General features: G+C 68.8%; 22 protein-coding genes. All 22 read right to left on the reverse strand.

Going from position 1 to position 24,259, the window contains the following annotated elements; genetic code table 11:
* Window positions 1–24: 24 nt before the first annotated feature.
* Complete coding sequence (locus tag ACLFA2_RS18600) at window positions 25–612, reverse strand: Trp biosynthesis-associated membrane protein (protein WP_021200599.1); 588 nt, start codon at window positions 610–612, stop codon at window positions 25–27.
* Window positions 609–989, reverse strand: a complete 381-nt coding sequence (gene hisI, locus ACLFA2_RS18605; protein ID WP_021200600.1) for a phosphoribosyl-AMP cyclohydrolase — start codon at window positions 987–989, stop codon at window positions 609–611. Before hisI ends, ACLFA2_RS18600 begins: the two co-directional genes overlap by 4 nt.
* On the reverse strand, window positions 986–1,747 hold the full coding sequence (gene hisF, locus ACLFA2_RS18610) for an imidazole glycerol phosphate synthase subunit HisF (protein ID WP_021200601.1): 762 nt from the start codon (window positions 1,745–1,747) through the stop codon (window positions 986–988). Before hisF ends, hisI begins: the two co-directional genes overlap by 4 nt.
* Window positions 1,747–2,589, reverse strand: a complete 843-nt coding sequence (gene hisG, locus ACLFA2_RS18615; RefSeq protein ID WP_021200602.1) for an ATP phosphoribosyltransferase — start codon at window positions 2,587–2,589, stop codon at window positions 1,747–1,749. The genes hisF and hisG overlap by 1 nt, the downstream gene beginning before the upstream one ends.
* Before the next feature lie 38 nt (window positions 2,590–2,627).
* On the reverse strand, window positions 2,628–2,891 hold the full coding sequence (locus ACLFA2_RS18620; protein ID WP_017202142.1) for a phosphoribosyl-ATP diphosphatase: 264 nt from the start codon (window positions 2,889–2,891) through the stop codon (window positions 2,628–2,630).
* Window positions 2,888–3,508: a ribulose-phosphate 3-epimerase gene (gene rpe, locus ACLFA2_RS18625; RefSeq protein WP_231479833.1), complete on the reverse strand. Its 621-nt coding sequence runs from the start codon at window positions 3,506–3,508 to the stop codon at window positions 2,888–2,890. Before rpe ends, ACLFA2_RS18620 begins: the two co-directional genes overlap by 4 nt.
* Window positions 3,509–3,572: 64 nt before the next feature.
* The gene (locus ACLFA2_RS18630) at window positions 3,573–5,072 is read right to left on the reverse strand and encodes an RsmB/NOP family class I SAM-dependent RNA methyltransferase (protein WP_426621786.1); all 1,500 of its coding nucleotides are present in this window, start codon (window positions 5,070–5,072) and stop codon (window positions 3,573–3,575) included.
* The gene (locus tag ACLFA2_RS18635) at window positions 5,069–5,989 is read right to left on the reverse strand and encodes a methionyl-tRNA formyltransferase (RefSeq protein ID WP_029265356.1); all 921 of its coding nucleotides are present in this window, start codon (window positions 5,987–5,989) and stop codon (window positions 5,069–5,071) included. Before ACLFA2_RS18635 ends, ACLFA2_RS18630 begins: the two co-directional genes overlap by 4 nt.
* Before the next feature lie 18 nt (window positions 5,990–6,007).
* The gene (locus ACLFA2_RS18640) at window positions 6,008–7,966 is read right to left on the reverse strand and encodes a primosomal protein N' (protein ID WP_426621787.1); all 1,959 of its coding nucleotides are present in this window, start codon (window positions 7,964–7,966) and stop codon (window positions 6,008–6,010) included.
* A 16-nt stretch (window positions 7,967–7,982) separates the two neighbouring features.
* Entirely contained in the window at window positions 7,983–9,176 is a 1,194-nt protein-coding gene (gene metK / locus ACLFA2_RS18645) for a methionine adenosyltransferase (RefSeq protein ID WP_426621788.1), read from the reverse strand.
* An 88-nt stretch (window positions 9,177–9,264) separates the two neighbouring features.
* Entirely contained in the window at window positions 9,265–9,519 is a 255-nt protein-coding gene (gene rpoZ, locus ACLFA2_RS18650; protein WP_017204385.1) for a DNA-directed RNA polymerase subunit omega, read from the reverse strand.
* 65 nt (window positions 9,520–9,584) lie between these two features.
* Window positions 9,585–10,496 carry a guanylate kinase gene (gmk, locus tag ACLFA2_RS18655; protein ID WP_021200608.1) on the reverse strand — a complete coding sequence of 304 codons (912 nt, stop codon included), beginning with the start codon at window positions 10,494–10,496 and terminating at the stop codon, window positions 9,585–9,587.
* The gene (pyrF, locus tag ACLFA2_RS18660; RefSeq protein WP_021200609.1) at window positions 10,489–11,334 is read right to left on the reverse strand and encodes an orotidine-5'-phosphate decarboxylase; all 846 of its coding nucleotides are present in this window, start codon (window positions 11,332–11,334) and stop codon (window positions 10,489–10,491) included. Before pyrF ends, gmk begins: the two co-directional genes overlap by 8 nt.
* On the reverse strand, window positions 11,331–14,618 hold the full coding sequence (carB, locus tag ACLFA2_RS18665) for a carbamoyl-phosphate synthase large subunit (protein WP_167254090.1): 3,288 nt from the start codon (window positions 14,616–14,618) through the stop codon (window positions 11,331–11,333). The genes pyrF and carB overlap by 4 nt, the downstream gene beginning before the upstream one ends.
* Window positions 14,618–15,796 carry a glutamine-hydrolyzing carbamoyl-phosphate synthase small subunit gene (gene carA / locus ACLFA2_RS18670; RefSeq protein ID WP_426621789.1) on the reverse strand — a complete coding sequence of 393 codons (1,179 nt, stop codon included), beginning with the start codon at window positions 15,794–15,796 and terminating at the stop codon, window positions 14,618–14,620. Before carA ends, carB begins: the two co-directional genes overlap by 1 nt.
* Entirely contained in the window at window positions 15,793–16,305 is a 513-nt protein-coding gene (locus ACLFA2_RS18675) for a hypothetical protein (RefSeq protein ID WP_021200612.1), read from the reverse strand. Before ACLFA2_RS18675 ends, carA begins: the two co-directional genes overlap by 4 nt.
* Window positions 16,302–17,606 (reverse strand): dihydroorotase, encoded by a 1,305-nt coding sequence (locus tag ACLFA2_RS18680; RefSeq protein WP_426621790.1) that lies wholly within the window; start codon window positions 17,604–17,606, stop codon window positions 16,302–16,304. Before ACLFA2_RS18680 ends, ACLFA2_RS18675 begins: the two co-directional genes overlap by 4 nt.
* Window positions 17,603–18,568: an aspartate carbamoyltransferase catalytic subunit gene (locus tag ACLFA2_RS18685; RefSeq protein WP_021200614.1), complete on the reverse strand. Its 966-nt coding sequence runs from the start codon at window positions 18,566–18,568 to the stop codon at window positions 17,603–17,605. The genes ACLFA2_RS18680 and ACLFA2_RS18685 overlap by 4 nt, the downstream gene beginning before the upstream one ends.
* Window positions 18,565–19,095 (reverse strand): bifunctional pyr operon transcriptional regulator/uracil phosphoribosyltransferase PyrR, encoded by a 531-nt coding sequence (gene pyrR, locus ACLFA2_RS18690; RefSeq protein ID WP_021200615.1) that lies wholly within the window; start codon window positions 19,093–19,095, stop codon window positions 18,565–18,567. The genes ACLFA2_RS18685 and pyrR overlap by 4 nt, the downstream gene beginning before the upstream one ends.
* An 84-nt stretch (window positions 19,096–19,179) precedes the next feature.
* Entirely contained in the window at window positions 19,180–20,757 is a 1,578-nt protein-coding gene (locus tag ACLFA2_RS18695) for a Rieske 2Fe-2S domain-containing protein (RefSeq protein ID WP_426621791.1), read from the reverse strand.
* A gap of 81 nt (window positions 20,758–20,838) precedes the next feature.
* A complete protein-coding gene (locus ACLFA2_RS18700) occupies window positions 20,839–23,799 on the reverse strand; it encodes a DEAD/DEAH box helicase (protein WP_426621792.1) in 2,961 nt (986 codons plus the stop codon).
* A gap of 48 nt (window positions 23,800–23,847) precedes the next feature.
* Complete coding sequence (nusB, locus tag ACLFA2_RS18705; RefSeq protein WP_021200618.1) at window positions 23,848–24,258, reverse strand: transcription antitermination factor NusB; 411 nt, start codon at window positions 24,256–24,258, stop codon at window positions 23,848–23,850.
* Between the last annotated feature and the right edge of the window lies 1 nt (window position 24,259).

Here is a 24,259-nt window from a genome sequence, read left to right on the forward strand (position 1 = left end):
CGGTTCGGAATCAGTCTATCGGGGTCAGCGCGTCGGATCGGTGCCCCGGGACAGCTCGTCCCAGGAATCCACGGCGTCGACGGGACCGTCATGCGCGACCTCGACGTGTTCGGTCCGGTAGCGCCGTCCTCCGGCCTTCCATCCCCGCCACGTGATCAGGACGACCAGGGACGCGACGAGCAGGATCGCCCAGCCCACGAGGGCGATGTACGGCCAGGCGGACGGCACGATGCTCGCCACGACCTCGTGGACGGCGAGTCCCCCGGCGAGACCGGTGACCTCGGTCACCGTCGCCGCGACCGCGTCGAAGGGTTCGGCGATCAGCAGCTGGAGAGTCGACCAGCCGAGGAACAGCGCCGTCGCCGCCGCGAGGACACCGAAGATCAGGCGCACGACCTTGCCGGAGATCGACAGCGCCGCGCCGAGGGCCAGAACCGCGAGACTGAGCGGAGCGAGCAGCACCATGGCGGAGGCACCGGGGACCAGGATCGCCTCGCCCGCATCCGCGCGCTCGACCGTCAGCCAGGTCTGGGTCGACGAGATGATGCCGATCGCACCGGCGAGAAGGAATCCGGAGACGGAGAGGGCGCGACCGCGCTGCGCGAAGCTCACGACTGATCCGTCCCGACGATCGCCTCGAGATCGTTCGTGTCGAAGCACGTGCGTGTGCCGGTGTGACAGGCCGGTCCGGTCTGCGCGACGAGGAGAAGGATCGCGTCCCCGTCGCAGTCCAGACGCGCCTCGTGCACGACCTGGATGTTCCCTGACGTGTCCCCCTTGCGCCAGTACTCCTGGCGGGAACGCGACCAGTACGTCGCCCGTCCGGATGTCAGGGTGCGTCGAAGCGCCTCCGCATCGACCCAGGCGAGCATGAGCACCTCGCGGGTGTCCCACTGCTGCACGATCACGGGGGCCAGGCCGTCGGCGTTGAAGACGACCTGTGCGATGCGCTCCTCCACCGAAGCCGCCTGCCCGTCTGCATCGCTCATCGTACGAGCACTCCTTCCGCGCGAAGCGCGTCCTTGACATCTCCGACCGTGAGCGCGCCGGTGTGGAACACGCTCGCCGCCAGGACAGCATCCGCGCCCGCTTTGATCGCGGGAGCGAAGTCGGAAGCCCGCCCCGCCCCGCCCGAAGCGATGACCGGTACGGAGGCTGCCTCGCGCATCAGTCGGACGAGCTCCAGGTCGAAGCCGTCACGCGTGCCGTCGGCGTCGATCGAGTTCACCAGCAGCTCACCCGCGCCGCGTTCCGCAGCCTCCCGCGCCCAGTCGAGCGCATCGAGGGTGGTCTGGGTCCGGCCGCCGTGTGTCGTCACGACGAAGCCCGAGCGCGTTGTCGGAGCACGCTTCACGTCCAGCGACAGCACGAGCACCTGTGCACCGAACCGGTCGGCGATCTCGCCGATGAGCTCAGGGCGCGCGATCGCAGCGGAGTTGACCCCCACCTTGTCCGCGCCCACCGCGAGGAGACGTGCGACATCGTCGACGCTGCGCACGCCCCCGCCCACGGTCAGCGGGACGAACACCTGCTCGGCGGTGCGCTGCACGACATCGTAGGTCGTCGCACGGGCGTCGACCGTGGCGGTGACGTCGAGGAAGGTGATCTCGTCCGCGCCCTGGGCGGCGTAATGCCGGGCGAGCTCGACCGGGTCGCCCATGTCGCGCAGGTTCTCGAAGTTGACTCCCTTGACGACGCGGCCATCGGCCACGTCGAGGCACGGGATCACCCGACTGGCGAGCGTCATCAGAGTCTCGCGTTGTGGATCGCGGTGACCAGGATGGCCCGCGCACCCAGCGCGTACAGTGCATCCATCACGGGGTTCACGCGGGAGCGCGCCACCATGACCCGCACCGCGACCCACTCGGGGTCGCGCAGCGGCGAGACGGTCGGCGATTCGACGCCGCCGGCGATCTTCACGGCGTCATCGAGGAGGGCGACCGGCAGGTCGTAGTCGATCATCACGAAGCGACGTGCGACCATCACGCCGCGGAGGCGACGAAGAAGCGTGTCCGCTCCCTCGGCATCCACCGGTCCCGCGATGAGTACCGCCTCGGATTCCAGGATGACCGGACCGAAGACCTCGAGCCCGGCCTGGCGCAGGGTCGTCCCGGTCTCGACGACATCGGCGACCGCGTCGGCGACGCCGAGGCGGACCGCGGACTCCACGGCTCCGTCGAGCGGCACCAGATCGACGGCGATGTCGCGTTCGTCGAGGAAGGCGTCCACCAGGCCGGGATACGAGGTGGCGATGCGCAGACCGTCGAGCTCGCTCACGTCGGTGTAGCGTCCGGTCGGAGCGGCGAAGCGGAACGTCGAGCCGGCGAAACCGAGCGCCTCGATCTCCCGCGCACCCGGCATGCGGGCGTCGAGCAGCAGATCACGTCCGGTGATGCCGACATCGATCGCGCCGGAGCCGACATAGGTGGCGATGTCCTTGGGGCGGAGGAAGAAGAACTCGACGTCGTTCTCGGCGTCGATGACGTGCAGGGTCTTGGGGTCGCGGCGACCGGCGTAGCCCGCCTCGGCGAGCATGTCGGCGGCGGTCTCGGAGAGCGAGCCCTTGTTGGGAACAGCGATGCGCAGCATGGATGGCTTTCAGTTCGAGGAGATCGGAACGGAGCGCATCACAGATGTCGGTAGACGTCCTGCAGGCTGAGGCCCTTCGCGAGCATCATCACCTGGACGTGGTACAGCAGCTGGGAGATCTCCTCGGCGGCGGCTTCGTCGGACTCGTACTCCGACGCCATCCACACCTCGGCGGCCTCTTCCACGATCTTCTTGCCGATCGTGTGCACGCCGCCGTCGAGTTCGGCGACCGTCCCCGATCCCTCAGGACGGGTCTCGGCCTTGACGCTGAGCTCGGCGAACAGCTCGTCGAAAGTCTTCACGGTTCCAGGCTAGCGGCTCTGGCGAGGTCTCTCAGCCGGGTGACGGCCGCCTCGATGTCATCGGCGCCGTATACGGCCGAGCCCGCGACGAACGTGTCGGCGCCCGCATCGGCGGCGATCTCGATCGTGCGGTCGGAGATACCGCCGTCGACCTGGAGCCAGACGCGGGATCCTCGCCGACGCGCCTCGTCTGCGAGGGCACGGAGCTTCGGCATCGTCTCGGGCATGAAGCCCTGTCCCCCGAAGCCGGGCTCGACCGTCATCACGAGGATCTGATCGAACTCGTCGAGCACGTCGTACAGCGATTCCACGGGAGTCGCCGGCTTGACCGCGACCCCCGCCCGCGAGCCGATGTCACGCAACCGGCGTGCGAGGGCCACGGGATCGCTCGACGCTTCGAGATGGAAGGTCACGCTCGCCGCGCCGATCTCGGCGTATCCGGGAGCCCAGCGCTCCGGGTCGGTGATCATCAGATGCACGTCGAGCGGAATCGGACTGGTCGCCTGGATGCGTTCCACCATCTGCGGGCCGAACGTCAGGTTGGGGACGAAGTGGTTGTCCATGACATCCACGTGCGCGAAGTCGGCTGTCGCGATCCGGGCGAGGTCCGCCTGCATGTTCACGAAATCGGCAGCGAGGATACTCGGGTTGATGCGCGGGGCGCGGGGCAGTTCCACGGTCCTAGTCTTCCTTCCCAGATGAGTGGTTCCCGGTCGATGAGCGTTGCAGGAGTGCGAGGAACATCGCGTCCGTCCCGTGTCGGTGCGGCCACAGCTGGGCGCTACCCGACCCCTCCCGCCCCTCCTCGGCCAGATCGATCGGTGAGCGAGCGACATCGGCGATGGCCGCGCGCGCATCGAGTTCGACGACGTCGGTGCGGTCGCGCAGGACCTCCTTGACGACGCCCGTCGTCTCGGCGAGGTGAGGAGAGCACGTGACGTACGCGACGATCCCGCCCGGGGCCAGAGCATCGACGGCGGAGGAGAGCAGCTCCACCTGGAGCGGAACGAGCTCGGCGACGTCGGCCGGAGACTTGCGCCACCGTGCTTCCGGACGGCGGCGCAGCGCACCGAGGCCCGTGCAGGGGGCGTCCACGAGGATGCGGTCGAACTCGCCCGGCCGCGATGCGGCGAGGGTGCGCCCGTCCTGCTCGTGCACCACGACGTCACCGGGAACCGCCCTGAGCGCCTTGCGGACGAGTCGCGCGCGGACCGGGACGATCTCGTTCGCCTCCAGCGTCGCCTCGTGCTGACGCGCGATCGCGGCGAGGAGTGCCGTCTTGCCGCCGGGACCGGCGCACAGGTCGAGCCAGCGCTCCCCCGTCTTGATGGGCGCGGCGCCCGCGAGCGCGAGCGCGACGAGCTGGGACCCCTCGTCCTGCACGCGCACGGTACCGCCCGAGGCTTCCACCGGCCGACGCGGATCGCCTCCGGGAGACGCGAAGGCGGTCGGCGCGTAGGGAAGTCGGGGCTCATCGGGCTCCGCCAGGCCGGGGAGGGCGACGAGGGTGACCTCGGGCGAGGCGTTGTCGGCATCGAGAAGAGCGTCCAGTTCCTCTCCGTGCCCCTCGGCCGCCAGAGCGCGACGCAAGGCGCGGATCACCCAGACCGGGTGTGCGGAACGCAGAGCGAGGCGCTCGTCGTCGGAGCGTGCCCCGCTCTCGATGCGTTCCTGCCAGTCCGCGCTCGATTCGCGCGTGATACGTCGGAGCACCGCGTTCGCGAAGCTCGATGCGCCACGGCCGGACTCTGTGGCCACGAGGTTCACCGACTCGTTGACAGCCGCATGCGAGGCGACGCGGGTGGCGAGCAGCTGGTGCACCGCGAGGCGCAGCGCATCGAGCACGGCCGGATCGATGCTGTCGGTCGAACGATCCGCCGCAGCGGCGATGATCGCATCATACGTGCCGAGTCGTCGCAGCGTGCCGTAGGTCAGCTCGGTCGCGAGGGCCGCGTCCTGCGGAGAGAGCCGCGCATCGGCGATCGCCGGAGGAAGGACGAGGTTCGCATAGGCATCCGTCTCGGACACCGCGCGCAGCACGTCGTAAGCCACCCGTCGCGCGGGTTGCACGGCACGGACGGGGCCACGCTGAACGTCGCGACGAGCCTCTGTCGCTCCCCGCCCGCCACGCGGCCGTCCGTTCGACGGCTGCGGCCGCCGGGGTCGTCCGTCTTCGCTCATGATCCCGCCACCAATTCATCGACCCCGCGCAGACCGCGCCACCAGTCGACGGCATTCATCGCTCCCTTGCCCGCGGGCTGAACCCTGGTGACGGCCAGCGGCCCGGTGGACGTGCCGATGTGGAGCGCCGTCTTGGCGCCACGAAGACGTCCTGGGGCCAGCGCTTCGGCCTCCGGCGCAGGGACCGCTTCCAGCACCTTCAGCGGCTGCCCGGCGACGGTGGTGTGCGCGCCCGGTTCCGGGGTCACCCCACGGAACCGGGCGAACACGACATCGAGCGGCTGGTTCCAGTCGAGCAGTCCGTCGGCGAGCGTCAGCTTGGCGGCGAAGGTCGGCTCGCCCTGCTGAGGCACCGCTACCGCTGTACCGTCCGCGATCCCCGAGACCACGTCGGCCGTGAGTTCGGCGCCGTCCAGCGCGAGCGCCTCGAGCGCCTCTCCCGCCGTCGCCGTCGCGGGAAGGTCGATCGTGCGGCTCGCGAAGACGTCGCCGGCATCCAGCTCCGCGACGAGCTGGAAGACGCTGGCACCGAGAACCTCGTCGCCGGCGATCAGTGCGCGCTGCACCGGAGCCGCGCCCCGCCAGGCGGGCAGCACGGAGAAATGCAGGTTGATCCAGCCCGCGGTCGGCGCCGAGAGCAGCGGCTCGCGCACGAGCCCGCCGTAGGCCACGATCACACCGAGGTCCGCCCGCAGGGCCGAGATCGCGTCGGTCGCGGCGTCATCGAGCCGAGCAGCCTTGATGACGGGGAGGCCCAGTTCGACAGCCGCTTGAGCCACGGGCGACGGAGTCAGCACCCGACGACGCCCGAGAGGTGCGTCCGGTCGGGTGACGACCGCGGCGATGTCGTGGGACACCGCGAGGCGACGAAGGGTGGGCACGGCGGCAGCGGGGGTGCCGGCGAAGACGAGGCGCATGAAGGTTCTCCGGAAGGGTCAGAGCTCTGGTTCGAGGATATCGAGGCGGACGGAGAGCGTGCTCTTGGTCGCACGTCCCTTTCGGCGACGCCCGCTCACTGCTTCGGCCACGACCGCGGCGCGCAGTGCGGTCGCCACCCGCGCTCCGGCGCCGTAGTCGAACCGAACGAGCGCCCGCACCCGTGGAGGGACGTCGTCGGATTCGACCGGGACGGGCCCCAGCACCGCGTCGGGAGGCAGCGCGAGCTCGGTCAGCGCGGCGAGAGCGCCGGAGACCGCGGGAGCCGACCCCTGGACCAGGGCCACCCGGGTCGTCGGCGGCATGTGCAGCGGAGCCCTGCTGTCGAGCTCCATGCGGGCGTGGCCCGCCTGATTCCAGGTCGCGAGCGCCTTCGCGGCCGCGCCGTTCACTCCGACCAGATGGATCGGTGCGCCGGGTGCGGCGAGGGCCGCCGCGTTCGACCACCAGCGCAGGCAGGACTCGGCGACGCGCAGATCGGGCGCCTGGAGCATCCGTGGGCCGTCGAGCAGGACGACGGCACGATATCCGCCGTCGGCGATCGGCTCGGCACCACGGGTCGCCACCACGAGCGCGGGCTTGGAGGGAACCCGCTCCACCGGGTGCGCACTGTCGGCGACGATCACGCGCACGCCCGGGAACGCCCGACCCAGTTCGTCGGCGGTGCGCTCGCTCCCGGATGAGGCCAACCGCAGCTTGGTGGAGGAGCACGACGGGCACGACCATGCGCTGGCCGATCGACCGCACCAGGCGCACACCGGCACGGCACCGCGATGCTTCGCCCCGAGCGGACCGCCGCAGTGCGCGCATCGAGCCGGGGCCCGGCATTCCGCACACACCAGCGACGGGGAGAAACCCGGTCGCGAGACCTGCACGAGCACCGGTCCCTCTGCTGCGGCGGAACGGGCGGCGAGAAACGCGGAAGACGGCATCCGCTGGGCGGTGGGCTGTTCCATCTCCTGGGGCGTGCTGAGCACGACGCGGGGCAACACGCGGCGCGTTGCTCTGACGTCCTGCAACCAGCCGAGGGCGACCAGACGTTCCACATCGGTCGTCCGGGTGTGCCCGGCGAAGAGCAGCGCCGATCCCTCGAGCTCCTGACGCAGCAGCGCAGCATCACGCGCATTGACGTACGGGACCAGCGGCTCCCCCAGGAGAGGATCGCCGTCGTCCCAGATCGCCACCATGCCGGCGACGACCGGCGAGTAGACCGCCGAACGGTTTCCCACCACGACGCACGGCGCGTCCTCGAGCGTGCGCAGGAAGCCGCGATAGCGATCGGGGTTGGTCTGACGGGAGTCATGGCGCACGATCGCTGCGACGGGCACGAGGACCTCGAGCGCGGCGAGAAGTCGATCAAGGTCACGGCTGTCGGGGACCACGATGATCGACGACTTCCCCGCGGCGAGCATCCGCGCCGCCGAGGCCGCCAGCAACCGGGACCATCCCTGAACCCCGTCGACGAGTTGCGGAATCGCCTCGACGGCCGCCCGTCCACCCGCATCTAGCACGACATCGAGGCCCTCGTAGAGACCGACGGTCTCTTCTGCCGCGATGAGCGCATCCGCCGTCGGCGCCTCGGCCGGCGTGTCGGCGGTCCAGGCCTTCTCGACGCGCACCTGGCGCTTGGGGATGACGAGCCGAAGCACATCGGAGGCCGAACCCGCGGCGCGATCCGCCACGCGGCGTGCGAGCGTGTGCAGGCGCTCCGGAAGCACCGGCACCAGCGACACCACGCTCTCGACTTCCGAGAGCGCCCGGTCGGCGTCGTCCTCGGTGTCGACGTCGACGACATAGCCGTCGATCACACGCCCGGCGGAGCGCAGCGGGACCTGCACGCGAACACCACGCGGCACCTCGCCCCACTCGGGAGGCAACGCGTAGTCGAAGAGCCGATCGAGCTGCGGCAGGGGCGAATCGAGGAGCACGCGCGCGATGCGCCGGCTCTCCGGAGGCATCAGGACCGCGGTCCCATCAGAGCCCGGCAGCGCGACGCAGCTCTTCGGCGCGGTCGGTGCGCTCCCAGGTGAAGTCGGGGAGCTCGCGGCCGAAGTGCCCGTAGGCGGCCGTCTGGGCGTAGATCGGACGCAGCAGGTCGAGCTGCTCGATGATCGCCTGCGGGCGCAGGTCGAACACCTCGTTGATCGCCCGCGTGATGACTTCATCCGACACCGTGCCGGTCCCGAAGGACTCGACGTAGAGACCGACGGGACGGGCGACGCCGATGGCATAGGCGACCTGTACCTCGAGACGCTCCGCCAAGCCTGCGGCGACGGCGTTCTTCGCCACCCAGCGCGTGGCGTATGCACCGGAACGGTCGACCTTGGACGGGTCTTTGCCGCTGAACGCCCCACCGCCGTGACGCGATGCTCCGCCGTAGGTGTCGATGATGATCTTGCGACCGGTCAGACCCGCGTCGCCCTTGGGGCCACCGGTGACGAAGGGACCCGCGGGGTTGATGTAGAGGGTGACGTCGTCGAGATCGAGATCTGTCGTCGCGAGCACCGGGTCGATCACGTGCGCACGGACCTGAGCCTGAAGCTCTTCCTGCGAGATGTCGGGGTGGTGCTGCGTGGAGACCACGACGGCATCGACGGTCTTCGGAGTGAAGCCGTCGTACCCGAGGGTGACCTGGGTCTTGCCGTCGGGGCGCAGGAAGGGCAGCTCCCCGCTGCGACGCACCTCGGCGAGACGCTCCGACAGACGGTGAGCGGTCCACGCGGCCATCGGCATGAGCTGAGGCGTCTCGTTGGTCGCGAAGCCGAACATGATGCCCTGATCGCCGGCGCCGAGGCCGTCGAGCGGGTCCACCGAGGACCCGTCGCGGTGCTCCTGCGCGCTGTCGACGCCATGGGCGATGTCGGTCGACTGCTCGCCGACCGAGATGCTGACGCCGCACGAGGAGCCGTCGAAGCCGGTGTCGCTCGAGGTGTATCCGATGCCGTTCACGACCTGACGGACGATCGTGGGGATGTCGACGTATGCCTCGGTCCGGATCTCACCTGCCACATGGACGAGGCCCGTCGTGACGAGCGTCTCGACTGCGACGCGCGAGCCCGTGTCCTTCGCGATGAGGCCGTCGAGGATGCTGTCCGAGATCTGGTCGCAGATCTTGTCCGGGTGCCCTTCGGTGACGGACTCGGACGTGAACAGACGCAGGGCGCTCATCGGTACTCCAGAACGGGACGGACGGAAGGAGGGTGTTGCACCCATTCTGGACCGCGCCTCCGACAGGCGGGAGGCGCGGTCTCGAATATCACTCTGCGTGACGCAGACGGAGCTTGTCCTCGTTGATCTCGTGCAGGGCGATCGTGAGCGGCTTGTCCTCGACGGACGAGTCCACGAGCGGGCCGACGTTGTCGAAGAGGTTTCCCTCGTGCAGGTCGGAGTAGTAGTCGTTGATCTGACGCGCACGCTTGGCGGCGTAGATGACGAGCTCGTACTTCGAGTCGACGCGGTCGAGCAGGTTGTCGATGGGGGGATCGATGATTCCGTTGTTGTGTCCGGCCATGGTGAGACCTCCTGATCAGGCGACGGGATCGTCGCGAAGACGGTGCGAAAGGCGCGCGAAGACGCTCAGCGCGCAGAGCTTGTGGACAATTCTACGACCTCGCGAGCCGCGGTGGCGACGTCCTCGTTCACGACGAGGTGGTCGAACTCGTTCTGGGCGGCGAGTTCGACCTTCGCGGTGCGCAGTCGTCTGGCCCGTTCCTCGGCGTCTTCCGTGCCTCGCCCGACCAGTCGATGCACCAGTTCATCCCAACTCGGGGGCAGCAGGAATATCAGCGTCGCCGACGGCTCTGCACGACGCACCTGACGGGCGCCCTGGAGGTCGATCTCGAGGAGCACGGTCTTGCCCTCGGCCAGTGCGGCGTCGATCGGCGCGCGTGGCGTGCCGTAGCGGGAGCGGTTGTGCACCACGGCGTACTCGAGCAGCTCGTCGTCGGCGATCAGCCGGTCGAACTCGGCGTCGTCCACGAAGTAGTAGTGCACGCCGTCGATCTCACCGGGGCGGGGCGGCCGGGTCGTGGCCGATACCGACAGGTGGATCTCCGGGTTGTGCTCGCGGATATGCGCGGCGACGGTCCCCTTCCCCACAGCGGTGGGGCCGGCGAGCACCAACAGGCGGCTCCGTGCGTCGCGCGGGGTCGGCACCGGGAAGCGCGAATCGAGCCAGGCCTCCAGCACCCGGCGCTGGCGCGCGCCGAGACCGCCGAGACGCTTGACCGGGGAGATGTGCAGCTCATCGAGCACGCGGTCACGCTTGCCCGCACCGATCGCGGGGAGCGCCAGCAGGAAGTCGGTGATGCGCATCGACCCCTCCACCGAGTCGGCATCGGCCGTCGCGCGGTGCAGGACGGTCTGCGGGGTCACCACGCGCATCGTCAGGTCGCGTTTGACCGATGCCCTGGCGCGGCGCCGTTCCACGGCACGGCGGGCGGCCGCGGCCCTGTCGACCTCAGGAACCGTACGCTGCGCGTCAGGCACGCGCCACCTCCAAGTACTCGGCCGCACGCGCGGTGATGGCGGTCGCCAGGTCGGCGGGACCGGCGGAGAGGATGCTGCGGCTCTCACTCGCGATCACGGCATCCGCCATCGAGCCGAAGCGAAGGCGGAGATCAGCGGGAGTCGCGCCCTGCGCGCCGAACCCCGGAGCGAGGATGGGGGCGACCGGGCCGAACGGCGAAAGGCCTGCGGCCGCCCAGTCCACGGTCGCGCCGACGACGAAGCCGAAGCTCCCCCACTCGCCTGCGCCCGAGGCTGCGGCATTGCGTGCGGAGACCTCCCCGATGATCGCGGCAGACACCGTCTCATCGCTCGCAGTGATCGAACGCTGGATGCCCGCTGCCTCGGGGTTGCTGGTGGCGGCGAGCACGAACACGCCCTTGCCGTGCTCTTCGGCGAGGGCGAAGGACCCGTCGAGGGCACCGACGCCGAGGAAGGGATTCACCGTGAGCGCGTCGGCTTCGAGCGAGGATCCCGGCGTCAACCACGCCTTCGCGTAGTCGTCCATGGTCGATCCGATGTCGCCACGCTTCGCATCGGCGATCACGAGCAGATCTGCGGCACGTGCCGCCGCGAGCACCTCTTCGAGAGCTGCGAAGCCTGCGGAACCGAAGCGCTCGAAGAACGACACCTGAGGCTTCACGAAGCCCACCCGACCGGCCGCCGCCTCGACGGTGCGGAGGCCGAACTCACGGACACCGTGCGCGTCGTCGGTCAGCCCCCACGCAGCGAGCAGTGCCGCGTGGGGGTCGACGCCGACGCAGAGCGGGCCCCGCGCACTCAGCGCGGACCGTGTGCGTTCGCCGAAGCGTTCGCTCACAGTGCCGCCTTCCGGTCCAGCGCGTACTCCTGCAGGCTCTTGACCTGGAAGCCCTCGTGGGCCGCGTCCATCCCGCTCACGGCCGCGCCGAGCACAGCCATCGTGGTGAACAGCGCCTTGTCGGCGGCGACGGCGGCAGCGCGGATCTCGTAGCCGTCCGCTCGCGCGGCACCACCGGACGGAGTGTTCACGACGATGTCGATCGAGCCCTCGTTGATGAGGTCCACGATGTTCTTCGCTCCCGACTCCTGCGTCTCGCTGTACTTCTCGACGACCGTGACGGCGATGCCGTTGCGCGAGAGGATCTCGGCGGTGCCCTCCGTCGCGACGATCGTGAAGCCGAGCTGCTGCAGACGGTGGGCGGGGAGGATGACAGCGCGCTTGTCCGAGTCGGCCACCGAGATGAACACGGTTCCCGAGGTGGGCATGCCGCCGTAGGCCGCGGCCTGGCTCTTGGCGAACGCGGTCGGGAAGTCGCGGTCGATGCCCATGACCTCACCCGTGGAACGCATCTCCGGGCCGAGCACGGAATCGACGGTCTTGCCGTCGGCGGTGCGGAAGCGCTTGAACGGGAGCACGGCCTCCTTGACCGACACGGGTGCGTCGAGCGGAACGCGCGAACCGTCCTGCTCGGGAAGCATCCCTTCGGCGCGCAGCTCGGCGACCGTCGAGCCCGTCATGATGCGGCTCGCAGCCTTGGCCATCGGGATGCCGAGTGCCTTCGACACGAACGGCACGGTGCGGCTGGCGCGCGGGTTGGCCTCGATCACGTAGAGCACGCCGGCGCTGATGGCGAACTGCACGTTCAGGAGTCCGCGCACGCCCACGCCCTCGGCGATGGCCAGCGTGGCCTCCCGCACGCGGTCGACATCGGTCCGGCCGAGCGATACCGGCGGCAGCGTGCAGCTGGAGTCGCCGGAGTGGATGCCGGCCTCTTCGAGGTGCTCCATGACGCCACCGATGTACAGGTCGGTGCCATCGTAGAGCGCATCGACGTCGAGCTCGATCGCGTCGTCGAGGAAGCGGTCGACCAGGAGGGGCTTGCCCTCCTCGATGACGACCTCGCCCGCGGTGCGCACGAAGTAGTCGCGCAGCGACGCGGTGTCGTACACGATCTCCATGCCGCGTCCGCCGAGCACGAAGCTCGGACGCACCAGCACCGGGTACCCGATCTCCTCGGCGATGCGCACGGCACCCTCGACGTCGATCGCGGTGCCGTTGCGCGGTGCGACGAGACCGGCCTCGTCGAGCAGCCGCGAGAAGAGCTCGCGCTCCTCCGCGAGGTCGATCGCCTCGGGGCTCGTGCCGAGCACCGTGTAGCCGGCGGCCTCGATGCCCTTCGCGAGTCCCAGGGGGGTCTGACCGCCGAGCTGACAGACGACACCGAGGATGGTGCCGCTCGCGGCCTCCGCATCGAGCACCTCCAGCACGTCTTCGAGCGTGAGCGGCTCGAAGTACAGGCGGTCGGAGGTGTCGTAGTCGGTCGAGACCGTCTCCGGGTTGCAGTTGACCATGACGGTCTCGAAGCCGGCATCGGACAGCGCGAACGAGGCGTGCACGCACGAGTAGTCGAACTCGACGCCCTGCCCGATGCGGTTCGGGCCCGATCCGATGATGACGACCTTGGTGCGTTCGGACGGCTCGACCTCGGTCTCGAAGTCGTAGCTCGAGTAGTGGTACGGCGTGAGAGCCGGGAACTCGCCGGCGCAGGTGTCGACCGTCTTGTACACCGGGCGGATGCCGAGACCGTGGCGCACGCCGCGGACCTCGGCCTCAGAGGTTCCGCGGAGCTCGGCGAGCTGTGCGTCGGAGAAGCCGTGTTCCTTGGCGTAGCGGAGCGTCGCCGCATCCAGTTCGGATGCCTGGCGCACGACCTCGGCGACCTCGTTGATCAGCACGATCTGGTCGAGGAACCACGGGTCGATCGCCGTCGCATCGAAGGCCTGCTCCACGGTCGCACCCTTGCGCAGCGCCTGCTGCAGGGTGACGATCCGACCGTCGGTGGGGATCTTCGAGATCTCGAGCAGCTCCTCGACGGAGCGGTTCTCCACGCCCCAGTGGAAGCTCGATCCGCGCTTCTCGAGCGAGCGGAGCGCCTTCTGCAGCGCGGTCGCGTAGTTGCGGCCGATGGCCATGGCCTCGCCTACCGACTTCATGGTCGTGGTCAGCGTCGCGTCGGCGGCCGGGAACTTCTCGAAGGCGAACCGCGGCACCTTGACGACCACATAGTCGAGCGTGGGCTCGAAGCTCGCCGGCGTCACGCCCGTGATGTCGTTCGGGATCTCGTCGAGGCGGTAGCCGAGCGCGAGCTTGGCTGCGAGCTTCGCGATCGGGAATCCGGTGGCCTTCGAGGCGAGGGCACTGGATCGCGAGACGCGCGGGTTCATCTCGATCACGATGATGCGGCCGTTCGTCGGGTCGACCGCGAACTGGATGTTGCAGCCTCCGGTGTCGACGCCGACGGCGCGGATGATGTCGATCCCGATGTCACGCATCTTCTGGTACTCGCGGTCGGTGAGGGTGAGCGCCGGGGCGACCGTGATCGAGTCGCCCGTGTGCACGCCGACCGGGTCGACGTTCTCGATGGAGCAGACGACGACCGTGTTGTCGGCCGTGTCGCGCATGAGCTCGAGCTCGTACTCCTTCCAGCCGAGGATGGACTCCTCCAGGAGCACCTCGGTGGTCGGCGAGTCTCGCAGACCGGCGCCGGCGATGCGGCGCAGGTCTTCCTCGTCGTAGGCGAAGCCCGACCCCAGGCCCCCCATCGTGAAGCTCGGGCGGACCACCATCGGGTAGCCCAGCTCGTCGGCAGCCGCCAGCACTTCGTCCATGGTGTGCGCGATGCGGGAGTCCGCCACGTCGGCACCGGCGTCGAGCACCAGCTGCTTGAAGATCTGGCGGTCCTCGCCCTTGTTGATCGCCTCGAAGTTGGCGCCGATCAGCTCGACGTCGTACTTCTCGAGGATGCCGTGGTTGTGCAGCTCGATCGCCGCGTTCAGCGCGGTCTGACCACCCAGTGTGGGCAGGATCGCGTCAGGACGCTCCTTCGCGATGATCGTCTCGATGACCTGCCAGGTGATCGGCTCGATGTACGTCGCGTCGGCGAAGTCGGGATCGGTCATGATGGTCGCCGGGTTGGAGTTGACCAGGATGACCCGGACTCCCTCCTCGCGCAGCACACGGCACGCCTGGGTGCCGGAATAGTCGAACTCGCAGGCCTGACCGATGACGATCGGGCCGGAGCCGATGACGAGGACGGAGTTGATGTCGTCGCGCTTGGGCATTACTTGGAGTCCTTCTGGCTTGCGATGACCAGGTCGCGGAACCTGTCGAAGAGGTAGTTGGCGTCGTGGGGGCCGGCCGCCGCCTCGGGGTGGTACTGCACCGAGAATGCCGGGATGTCGAGGGCGCGAAGCCCCTCGACGACGTTGTCGTTGAGGCCGACGTGGCTGACCTCGACCTTGCCGTAGCCGTTCGGGCTGTCGAAGGTGCCCTCGATCGGAGCCTCGACCGCGAAACCGTGGTTGTGCGCGGTGATCTCGACCTTGCCGGTCTGCTTGTCCAGCACCGGCTGGTTGATGCCGCGGTGACCGAACGGCAGCTTGTAGGTGCCGAGGCCCAGCGCACGACCGAGGAGCTGGTTGCCGAAGCAGATCCCGAAGAACGGCAGCCCGTCATCGAGCACCGCACGCAGCAGCTCGACATGGTCGCCGGAGGCCGCGGGGTCTCCGGGGCCGTTCGAGTAGAAGACGGCGACCGGGTCGACCGCACGGATCTCGTCCATCGTCACGTTCTGCGGAAGGACGTGCACCTCGAAACCGCGGGCGGCGAGGTTGTCGATCGTCGCCTGCTTCACACCGAGGTCGAGCACGGCGAGGTTTCCGATCCGCTCCCCCATCGCCGTCGTCACGGTGGCCACGTCGACCGAGACCTCGGCGGACAGGTTGCGCCCGGCCATCTCCGGTGCTTCGCGGACGATGCGCACCTGCTCCTCGGCATCGAGCGCCGCATCGGCACCGGAGAAGATCCCGCCGCGCATGGAGCCCGCCGACCGGATGTGGCGGGTGATCGATCGGGTGTCGATACCGCTGATCCCCACGACGCCGTCTTCGACGAGCACGTCGTCGAGCGAGGCGTTCGCGCGCCAGTTCGACACGACGCGGGAGGGGTCACGCACGATGTAGCCGGCGACCCAGATGCGACGTGATTCGGCGTCTTCGTCATTCATGCCCGTGTTGCCGATGTGCGGCGCCGTCTGCAGGACGATCTGGCCCGCGTAGGACGGATCGGTGATCGTCTCCTGGTATCCGGACATGCCGGTCGCGAAGACGACCTCGCCGAGGGTGCGGCCGCGGGCGCCGTAGGCGCGTCCGATGTGACGTGTGCCGTCTTCCAGGACGAGGACGGCGGGATCGGGAAGCGAGGCCGCGGGGGCCTGCCCGGAGGTTGTCGAGAGTGTCATGACTGTGCTCCTGTGTCGGGGGCGGCGGGGACGAGCCGCTGCAGGTCGGAGATGAGGTTCTGGGGATCGCCGGTGGCGAGGCGCAGGTAGCTGTCGACGATGGTGTCGTCGTCGATGTTCCAGGCGATGCGCACGAGGCCGCCGGGCTCCACGACGCGGTCGATGGTGACCGTAGCGCGGTCGACGGCGACGAGCCGGTCGTTCGCGAGGAAGACCGTCGGGGTACCGTCGAGGCAGAGGGCGATGCCGCGATCCGTGAGCGCGAGCTCGCCGCGGGCCCGGTACGCGAGAGGTGACACCGCGAGACGCTCGAGCGGCTGCTCGTGCCGTGTCGTCGACACGTACAGCACCTCGTCGCGGCGGGCGACCTCCGCGTGCTCAGGCACACCCAGCGGGGCCGTGAACACGGAATCGCGGCGGACTCGTCGTCGCCAGGCGAGAAGCATCACCAGCAGCACCAGGAGCGCGACGGCGATCGTGATCGCGACGGCGAGGTCCCGAGCGCTCATGCGCGGAGCTCCTCGACGACGCTGCCGCCGTCGACCGTGAGCACGCCGCCGTGGATCGTGTACTCCACTCGTCCGGGAAGCGCGCGGCCGAGGTACGGCGAGTTCACGCTCCGGCCGTGGAGGTCGGCCTCCGTGAAGACACCGTCGACCGCGGCGTCGTACAGCGTGAGCTGTGCCGGCTGTCCGACTTCGAGCGGCGTGCCGTGTCCGGAGAGACGTCCGATGCGAGCGGGTGCCGCGCTCATCACACGCGCGATGTCGGCCCAGTCGAGCAGGCCGGTCTGCACCATCGACTGGTGCACGACGCGCAGCGCGCTCTCGAGACCCACCATGCCGTTCGCCGCTGCCTGCCACTCGCAGGCCTTGTGCTCGCTGGGATGCGGGGCATGATCGGTCGCGACGATATCGATGGTTCCGTCGGCGAGACCCTCGCGCACCGCGAGCACATCCTCTTCGCGACGCAGCGGAGGATTGACCTTGTAGCGCGCGTCGTACCCGCGCACGAGTTCGTCGGTCAGAAGGAGGTGGTGAGGGGTGACCTCGGCCGTGACGTCGATGCCGCGCTTCTTGGCCCAGCGGATGATGTCCACCGAGCCCGCGGTCGAGAGATGGCACACGTGCAGTCGCGAGCCGACGTGCTCGGCCAGCAGCACGTCGCGGGCGATGATCGACTCCTCGGCGACCGCGGGCCAGCCGGCGAGGCCCAGCTCGGCCGACACCGTGCCCTCGTTCATCTGCGCGCCCTCCGTGAGGCGGGGGTCCTGCGCATGCTGGGCGATCACGCCGCCGAACGACTTCACGTATTCCAGCGCGCGACGCATGATGAGCGGGTCGAACACGCAGAAGCCGTCGTCGCTGAAGACACGGACCTGCGCGCGGGAGGTGGCCATCGCGCCCAGCTCGGCGAGCCGCTCGCCCTTCTGCCCGACGGTGACGGCGCCGATGGGCTGCACCGTGGCGTAGCCCGCCGCTTCACCGAGCGCGAGCTCCTGCTCCACGACACCAGCGGTGTCGGCGACCGGCGAGGTGTTGGGCATCGCGAAGACGGCGGTGAAACCTCCGGCCGCGGCGGCGCGCGTTCCGGTGAGGATCGTCTCGGACGCTTCGTAGCCGGGCTCGCGCAGATGCGTGTGCAGGTCGACCAGTCCGGGCAGGGCGACGAGACCCGCTGCGTCGATGACCCGAGCGCCCGAACGCTGCCGTCCGCTCCCGATCTCGGCGATCCGGCCGTCCTCGATGATGATGTCGGCGCTCTCGGCACCGAGCAGTCGTGCACCGGTGATGACGAGGGTCTCGCTCACAGGTCTCCCCCTCGTTCGTCGTCTCGTTCTCCTGCCAACAGCAGGTACAGCACCGCCATGCGGACGGATACCCCGTTCGTGACCTGTTCCAGCACCGTCGAGCGGGGGGAATCGGCAGCTTCCGAGGAGATCTCCAGTCCCCGGTTCATGGGTCCGGGGTGCATGACAATGCTACCTGCCGGAAGACCGGCCACACGCCGTGCGTCCAGGCCCCAGCGACGGGAATACTCCCGCTCAGTCGGGAAATACGCCGCATTCATCCGTTCCAGCTGGATGCGCAGCATCATCACGGCGTCCGGCTCTTCCGCCAACGCCTCATCGAGGTCGTAGACGACCCGCACCGGCCAGAGCGACACGTTCTGCGGAACCAGCGTGGGCGGCGAGACGAGCGTGACATCGGCGCCGAGCGTGGTGAGCAGCCAGACGTTGGAGCGCGCGACCCGAGAGTGCAGCACGTCACCGACGATCACCACGCGCAGACCGCTCAGGTCACGACCGCGACTGTCGGCGCCGAACCGGCGCTTGCGGATCGTGAAGGCGTCGAGCAGCGCCTGTGTCGGGTGCTCGTGGGTGCCGTCGCCGGCGTTCACGACACCGGCCGAGATCCAACCGCTGGTGGCGAGCGTCTGCGGCGCGCCGGAACCCGGGTGCCGGACCACGACCGCGTCAGCACCGATCGCCTCCAGGGTCTGCGCCGTGTCCTTCAGGCTCTCGCCCTTGGAGACGCTGGATCCCTTCGCCGCGAAGTTGATCACATCGGCGGAGAGGCGTTTGGCGGCCGCCTCGAACGAGATGCGCGTGCGCGTCGAATCCTCGAAGAAGAGGTTCACGACGGTCTTGCCACGCAGCGTCGGAAGCTTCTTGACCTCACGCGACTGCGTGTCGGACATGTCTTCGGCGACGTCGAGGATGCGCAGGGCGGTGGCCCTGTCGAGGGTGCGGGTGTCGAGGAGGTGTCTCATTCGCCGATCGTCACCTCCTCCGCGCCGTCGTTCTCGAAGAGGCGCACGTTGACCCGCTCGGTGCGGGCGGAGGGGATGTTCTTGCCGACGAAATCGGGACGGATCGGGAGCTCACGGTGCCCGCGGTCGACGAGGATCGCGAGGCGCACGACCGAGGGGCGCCCGATCGACTGGATCGCGTCCAACGCTGCCCGGATGCTGCGACCGGAGAAGAGCACATCGTCGATGAGCACGACGGTCTTGCCGTCGATGCCGCCGACCGGGATCTCGGTGGGTTGCGGGGAGCGTGTCGGGTGCTGGGCGAGGTCGTCGCGGAAGAGCGTGACGTCGAGAGCGCCGACCGGGACGGACTGCTGCGCGATCTCGCTGATCAGCAGCCCGAGGCGATGGGCGAGGGTCACACCGCGGGTCGGGATGCCCAGCAGGACCAGATTCTCGGCTCCTCGATTGGACTCGAGGATCTCGTGCGCGATACGGGTCAGCGCTCGTGAGATGTCGGCTTCGTGCAGCACGGTGCGCATGCTCATCGGCCGCTCCCTTCTCCGCCTCACAGGACGGTGTTAAAGGTTGCTTGTGATGTCAGTCTATCGGAGCGCGGGGACTCCGGCGGATCAGCTGGCCTCCTGCAGCACGGGGTCGGTGACCTCATCGATCTTGGAGGAACGGATCGGGTGACCGGCGGTCGACAGACAGCGCCCCGTCTTCAGGTCCCACTTCCAGTCGTGCATGCTGCACGTGAGGATGCCGTCTTCGTCGACCGTGCCCGTGCGGGTGAGGTCGGCACGCAGGTGCGGGCACCGGCGCTGCACGACCCAGTCGCCGATCTCGGCATCCTCGGTCTGGTCGGTCTGCTCCTGGTACCAGTTCTCGACGTACTCGATCCGATCCACGGAGAGGCACTTGAGGAACGTGGTGAGGAACTCGTTGAACTTGCCGCTGCGCCCCACGGAGAACTGCATCGAGAGGAAGATCGAGTTCGACCAGTCGATCTCGTGATCGACGATGTTCGTCGAGACCAGGTCTGCGGGGATGGTGTACCAGTAGATGCACTCCTCCCCGGCGTACTCCCGGACCTTCGCGCGGGGGAAGTCGACCACCATGTCGAGCTCGCCGATGCGGAAGCGCACGCACCCGCCGACGCCGAGTCGGATCGTGCGGGACTTCTTCAGCAGCGGCTCCCACCAGTTCTTGATCGCCTCGAGCATCTCGGCGGGCGGGATGATCGCGGCACGAGAAGCCTCCTCGTCGCGGATCTCCTGCTGTCGACTCGCCCGCTGCTCCTCGAGGTAGTCCCACTTCTCGTCGAAGATGTGCGAGATCTCGGCCTCGGTGTAGAGCGTCTGCTCGCTCGTGACCGATCCGTCCTCGACCGAGACGACCGTGCCGGGGATGAAGAGCTGACCGTCGTACTGCGGTGCCAGCTCCTTCATGTGCGCGAGGAACTGCTTCTGGTCGGTGAAGATCGACTCGCCGTTCTTACCGAGACCGTTGAAGTCGAACAGGTCGTCACGCAGGAACATGGGCGGGCCCGCCATCGGGAAGACGTGCGGAGCGTCGACCTTCTCGATGTAGTACATGGCGCGCTTGTTCTGCGCTTCGCGCTTGAGACGGGCGAAGTTCTGCTTGGCATCGAGAGGCAGGTCGTAGACCATGGGCCACCAGATCGCGCCGGACACCTGGGTGAAGTACGCGTCGGGCTTGCCGAAATCGAGCAGCTTCTCGAGATCGAGCGGGTGGGAGTCGTTCTGGTTCAGCATCGAGCCGGTGCCGTCGTCGACGCTCAGCGAGGAGTCGCCGATCGGACCGTCGCTGGGGGCTCGCAGCGGGGTGATCATCATCTTGAGCTCGCCGCGCTGGATCACCTGCCCGGCCGGGGCGTACGTGATGTTCGTGTAGCCGAGGGCCCGGATGTCCTTCTCGAGGTCATCGGTCGGGTACTCCGGAAGCAGCACCTCGATGTCCTTGCGGATGTAGCGTTCGAGGAGCCGCGGGTCGAAGTGGTCGCGGTGCCGGTGCGAGATCCAGAGGAAATCGGCTTCACGCCCGAAACGCTCCCAGTCCAGGCCTCGGTTGTCGGGGAACGGGAACCAGGATCCGTAGAACGAGGGTCCGAGGACCGGGTCGCAGATGATGTTCCCGCCGACCGTCTCGATGAACATCCCGGCGTGGCCGAGTCCCGTGATCCGCATTGCATTCCTCCCGAAAGTGAACCGTTCGATTGTACCGACGGCTCCCTGAACGCCCGGTCGACCGGGCCGTGAGTATTCCGGTCAGCCCTCGAACAGCCCGCGGATGTCGTCGGCGGAGAGCGATTGCGCGAACAGCGCCTCGTCGTCGAGCACGGCGGTGAACAGCCGGGCCTTGCGGCGTTGCAGGTCGAGCACCTTCTCCTCGATCGTGCCGGTGGAGATCATGCGATACACGAACACCTGGCTGTCCTGACCGATGCGGTGTGTGCGATCGACGGCCTGCGCCTCGGCTGCGGGGTTCCACCACGGATCGAGCAGGAAGACGTAATCGGCCTCGGTCAACGTGAGGCCGAAGCCGCCGGCCTTCAGACTGATGAGGAACGCCGGCTGCTCCCCCGAGGTGAAGCTCTCGACGACCTTCTGCCGGTGACGTGTCGACCCGTCGAGATGCGCATAAGGAATGCCGGCGGCATCGAGGCGCGCCGCGGCCAGATCGAGGAACGAGGTGAACTGGCTGAACACGAGCGCCCGATGGCCCTCCGCCTGGAGCTCGATCACCCGCTCGATCAGCACGTCGAGCTTGCGCGAACCGATCTTCGCATCTTCGGGGTCGATGAGCCCGGGGGCCAGGCTGAGCATGCGCATCAGTGTGAGCGAGCGGAAGACAATGAAGCGGTTGCGATCGAGGTCTTCCAGCAGTCCGAGAACCTTCTGCCGTTCGCGCTGCAGGACCACGTCGTAGAGCGCGCGATGAGACGAGCTGAGCTCGACCTCGAGGATCTGCTCCTGCTTCGCCGGGAGGTCGGGGGCCACGAGCTCCTTCGTCCGTCGCAGCAGCAGGGGCCGGATGCGCCGCCGCAGCTGCTCGAGGCGTCGCTGCCGATAGGCGCCGCCCTCCTCGTTCTCCGGGACCTTTCCCTGCTCGATCGGCTGGATGTAGTGTTCGCGGAACTTCCGCGCAGAGGCGAACAGGCCGGGAGCGGTGAGCTTCAGCAGCGCCCACAGCTCGCTGAGGCTGTTCTCCATCGGGGTGCCGGTGACCGCGAACGTCACGTCCGCACGGAACGAGGCCACAGCACGATGCAGCTTGGTCGCCGGGTTCTTCACGAACTGCGCCTCGTCGAGGATGAGTCCCGCCCACTCGACACGGGCGTACTCGGCCTCGTCAAGACGGGCGACCGCGTAGGTCGTGATGACGAGATCGGCGTCGCCGATGCTGTCATCGAGCGAGCGACCCTGTGTGCTCCCCCGGAGCAGCACCCGGAGCGCAGGCGCGAAGCGCTCGGCCTCGCTCCGCCAGGTGGCGAGCACCGACGTCGGGACGACCACGAGGAACGGCCGCTGCTCCCCCGTCTCTCGGGCATGCGCGATGAGAGCCAGGAGCTGGAGCGTCTTTCCGAGCCCCATGTCGTCGGCGAGGATACCGCCCAGACGATGACTCCACAGGAAGGCGAGCCAGTCCAGGCCCTCCTTCTGGTACGGCCGGAGCGCGGCGGTGATGCCCGACGGCATCGACACCGCAGGCACGGAGGTGGCTGTGCGCAGGCCGTCGGCGGTCGCGCGCCACGTGACCGCGGGAACCGCCTCATCAGCGAGATCCTCGAACTCCTCCCAGAGATCGGTCTGGTAGCGGCTGATCCGCGGGCCGGTCTCCCATTCTTCGAGCTCGCCGGACTCGTCGATCAGCTCCCGGAGACGATCGAGCGCTCGATGGTTCAGGGAGAAGTAGCTGCCATCCACGAGGAGGAGCTTCTTGCGGCCCTTGCTGAGCGCCGTGAACAGCGGTTCGAACGGGATGGTGCGCCCGTCGATCTTTACCAGGACTCCCAGGTCGAACCAGTCGGGGTCGCTGCTCTCGACGGTGGATACGGTGATCTGCGGCTCGCCCGTGAGCTCGTGATAGCTCTTGCGACGACCGGATACGGAGACCATGACGCCCTCTGCCTCGAGCGCCGGCACCATGCGAGTGACGAACTCGGCGGCGGCGACGTCGTGGAAGGAACCCGCCGAAGTGAGTTCTTCGCCCAGCTGCTCCATCCAGACGGCCTGGAGCGCGTCTCGGAGCATCTCCTCCGCGACCGCGTCGCGCACGGCGTCTCCTCCGGGAGCGAACGGGACGCGCCCGAACCCGCGATAGTCCCATTCGAACGTGTACTTCACCGTGTCGCCGCGCAGGAACGACAGTTCGAGCACCGGTCGGGGTGCGGGCAGCACCGGCAGCTCGACGCGACCGACCGGACGCACCTCGACCCGCCGGGCAAGCAGCGGGTAGGCGTCACGGAAGAACGCGGCTTCGTCACGCGCGGGCACCTCGAGCCCCGTCCTTGCGGCGAGCAGTGCGTGCACCGGCTCGGCGATCGGTGCCTCGGCGAGCGTCACGCGCAGCTTCGTGCCGTGTTGAGCGACCTCGTAGAGCCCTCTGTGCCCGATCGTCTGCACGTCGGCGGGGTCTGCATCGCGGCCGTCGATCGTGATGTCAGGGCGCACGAGGAGTCCGCCCGCGTCGTCACGGCCGACCGTCGCGCCGATCGTGGCGCGATCAGCGAGAACGACGGTCGTGCTCTTCTGCGTGGCGATCAGCGGGACGTCGACGTCGGCCGCCGCGCGCAGATGCCCCCACAGCAGGCCGGACTCGATCAGATCGGCGACCAGCCAGTCGCCCGCCGTGCCGGACAGCAGCGTGTCGCGCGCGATGCTGAGCAGATCGGCGAACCATCGGGAGCGGTCGCGTCCGTACTGCGTCGGGGAACGTCTCACCGCGTCCCAGGTTGCCGCACCCTGCACCCAGGCACCGGTCGCCGCGCTCTTCTCGAGCGGACGGATGCCGAGCAGGATCTCCCCCGTGCGCTTGGCGACGTCGCGCGCAGTAGCGGTCCGCTGCGGGCGGGAGGCCCAGGGGTTCGCTCCGCGACCGTCGCGCACGCGGAGCTCGACCCCGAGCGCGAGCTGCGTCACCGCATCTTCGCGCGGCGCTCCGAGGATCGAACGCCAGTCTGCGGATGACGCGCCATCGGGACGGGACGGGTCGTTCGGCAGGGGCATGCCCCCATCCTCTCCGACACCGCCGACAGTGCCTCCCCGTCGGACGGATCAGGCGGCGCGGGCGACTCGCGCGAGGACGCCGTGCACGAAGGCGCCGGAGTCATCGGTCGAGAACTCCTTGGCGAGTTCCACGGCCTCATCGATCGCGACAGCCGTCGGAACGTCGTCGTTGTAGAGGATCTCCCACACGCCGATCCGGAGCAGCGCGCGGTCGACCGCGGGCATCCGCTCCAGCTTCCAGTCGCGGCTGTGCGTCGTGATCTGCTCGTCGATCTCATCGCGCGAGTCGATGATGCCGTCGACGATCTCGCGGGCGTAGAGCCAGGACGCCTCGCGGGCGGGCTCGCTCGCGGCGCGCTTCGCCTCGGCGGCCAGCGTGACCGCGAGGTCGTCCCCGCGCACATCGGCGGAGAACAGGATGTCGAGAGCGCGCTTGCGCGCCTTCGTCCGGGCGCTCACG

Origin of the sequence: Microbacterium sp. As-52 (assembly GCF_049949185.1) — a bacterium.
GTDB lineage: Bacteria > Actinomycetota > Actinomycetes > Actinomycetales > Microbacteriaceae > Microbacterium > Microbacterium maritypicum_A.

Coding starts and splice junctions, on each gene's coding strand:
- hisI (WP_021200600.1), bottom strand. CDS start 989: ATGAGCGATGCAGACGGGCAGGCGGCTTCGGTGGAGGAGCGCATCGCA.
- hisF (WP_021200601.1), bottom strand. CDS start 1,747: ATGACGCTCGCCAGTCGGGTGATCCCGTGCCTCGACGTGGCCGATGGC.
- rpe (WP_231479833.1), bottom strand. CDS start 3,508: ATGCAGGCGGACCTCGCCCGGATCGCGACAGCCGACTTCGCGCACGTG.
- ACLFA2_RS18675 (WP_021200612.1), bottom strand. CDS start 16,305: ATGAGCGCTCGGGACCTCGCCGTCGCGATCACGATCGCCGTCGCGCTC.
- pyrR (WP_021200615.1), bottom strand. CDS start 19,095: ATGAGCATGCGCACCGTGCTGCACGAAGCCGACATCTCACGAGCGCTG.
- ACLFA2_RS18630 (WP_426621786.1), bottom strand. CDS start 5,072: ATGAGCGAAGACGGACGACCCCGGCGGCCGCAGCCGTCGAACGGACGG.
- ACLFA2_RS18640 (WP_426621787.1), bottom strand. CDS start 7,966: ATGCCTCCGGAGAGCCGGCGCATCGCGCGCGTGCTCCTCGATTCGCCC.
- carB (WP_167254090.1), bottom strand. CDS start 14,618: ATGCCCAAGCGCGACGACATCAACTCCGTCCTCGTCATCGGCTCCGGC.
- metK (WP_426621788.1), bottom strand. CDS start 9,176: ATGAGCGCCCTGCGTCTGTTCACGTCCGAGTCCGTCACCGAAGGGCAC.
- carA (WP_426621789.1), bottom strand. CDS start 15,796: ATGACACTCTCGACAACCTCCGGGCAGGCCCCCGCGGCCTCGCTTCCC.
- ACLFA2_RS18635 (WP_029265356.1), bottom strand. CDS start 5,989: ATGCGCCTCGTCTTCGCCGGCACCCCCGCTGCCGCCGTGCCCACCCTT.
- ACLFA2_RS18695 (WP_426621791.1), bottom strand. CDS start 20,757: ATGCGGATCACGGGACTCGGCCACGCCGGGATGTTCATCGAGACGGTC.
- hisG (WP_021200602.1), bottom strand. CDS start 2,589: ATGCTGCGCATCGCTGTTCCCAACAAGGGCTCGCTCTCCGAGACCGCC.
- ACLFA2_RS18685 (WP_021200614.1), bottom strand. CDS start 18,568: ATGAGACACCTCCTCGACACCCGCACCCTCGACAGGGCCACCGCCCTG.
- rpoZ (WP_017204385.1), bottom strand. CDS start 9,519: ATGGCCGGACACAACAACGGAATCATCGATCCCCCCATCGACAACCTG.
- ACLFA2_RS18700 (WP_426621792.1), bottom strand. CDS start 23,799: ATGCCCCTGCCGAACGACCCGTCCCGTCCCGATGGCGCGTCATCCGCA.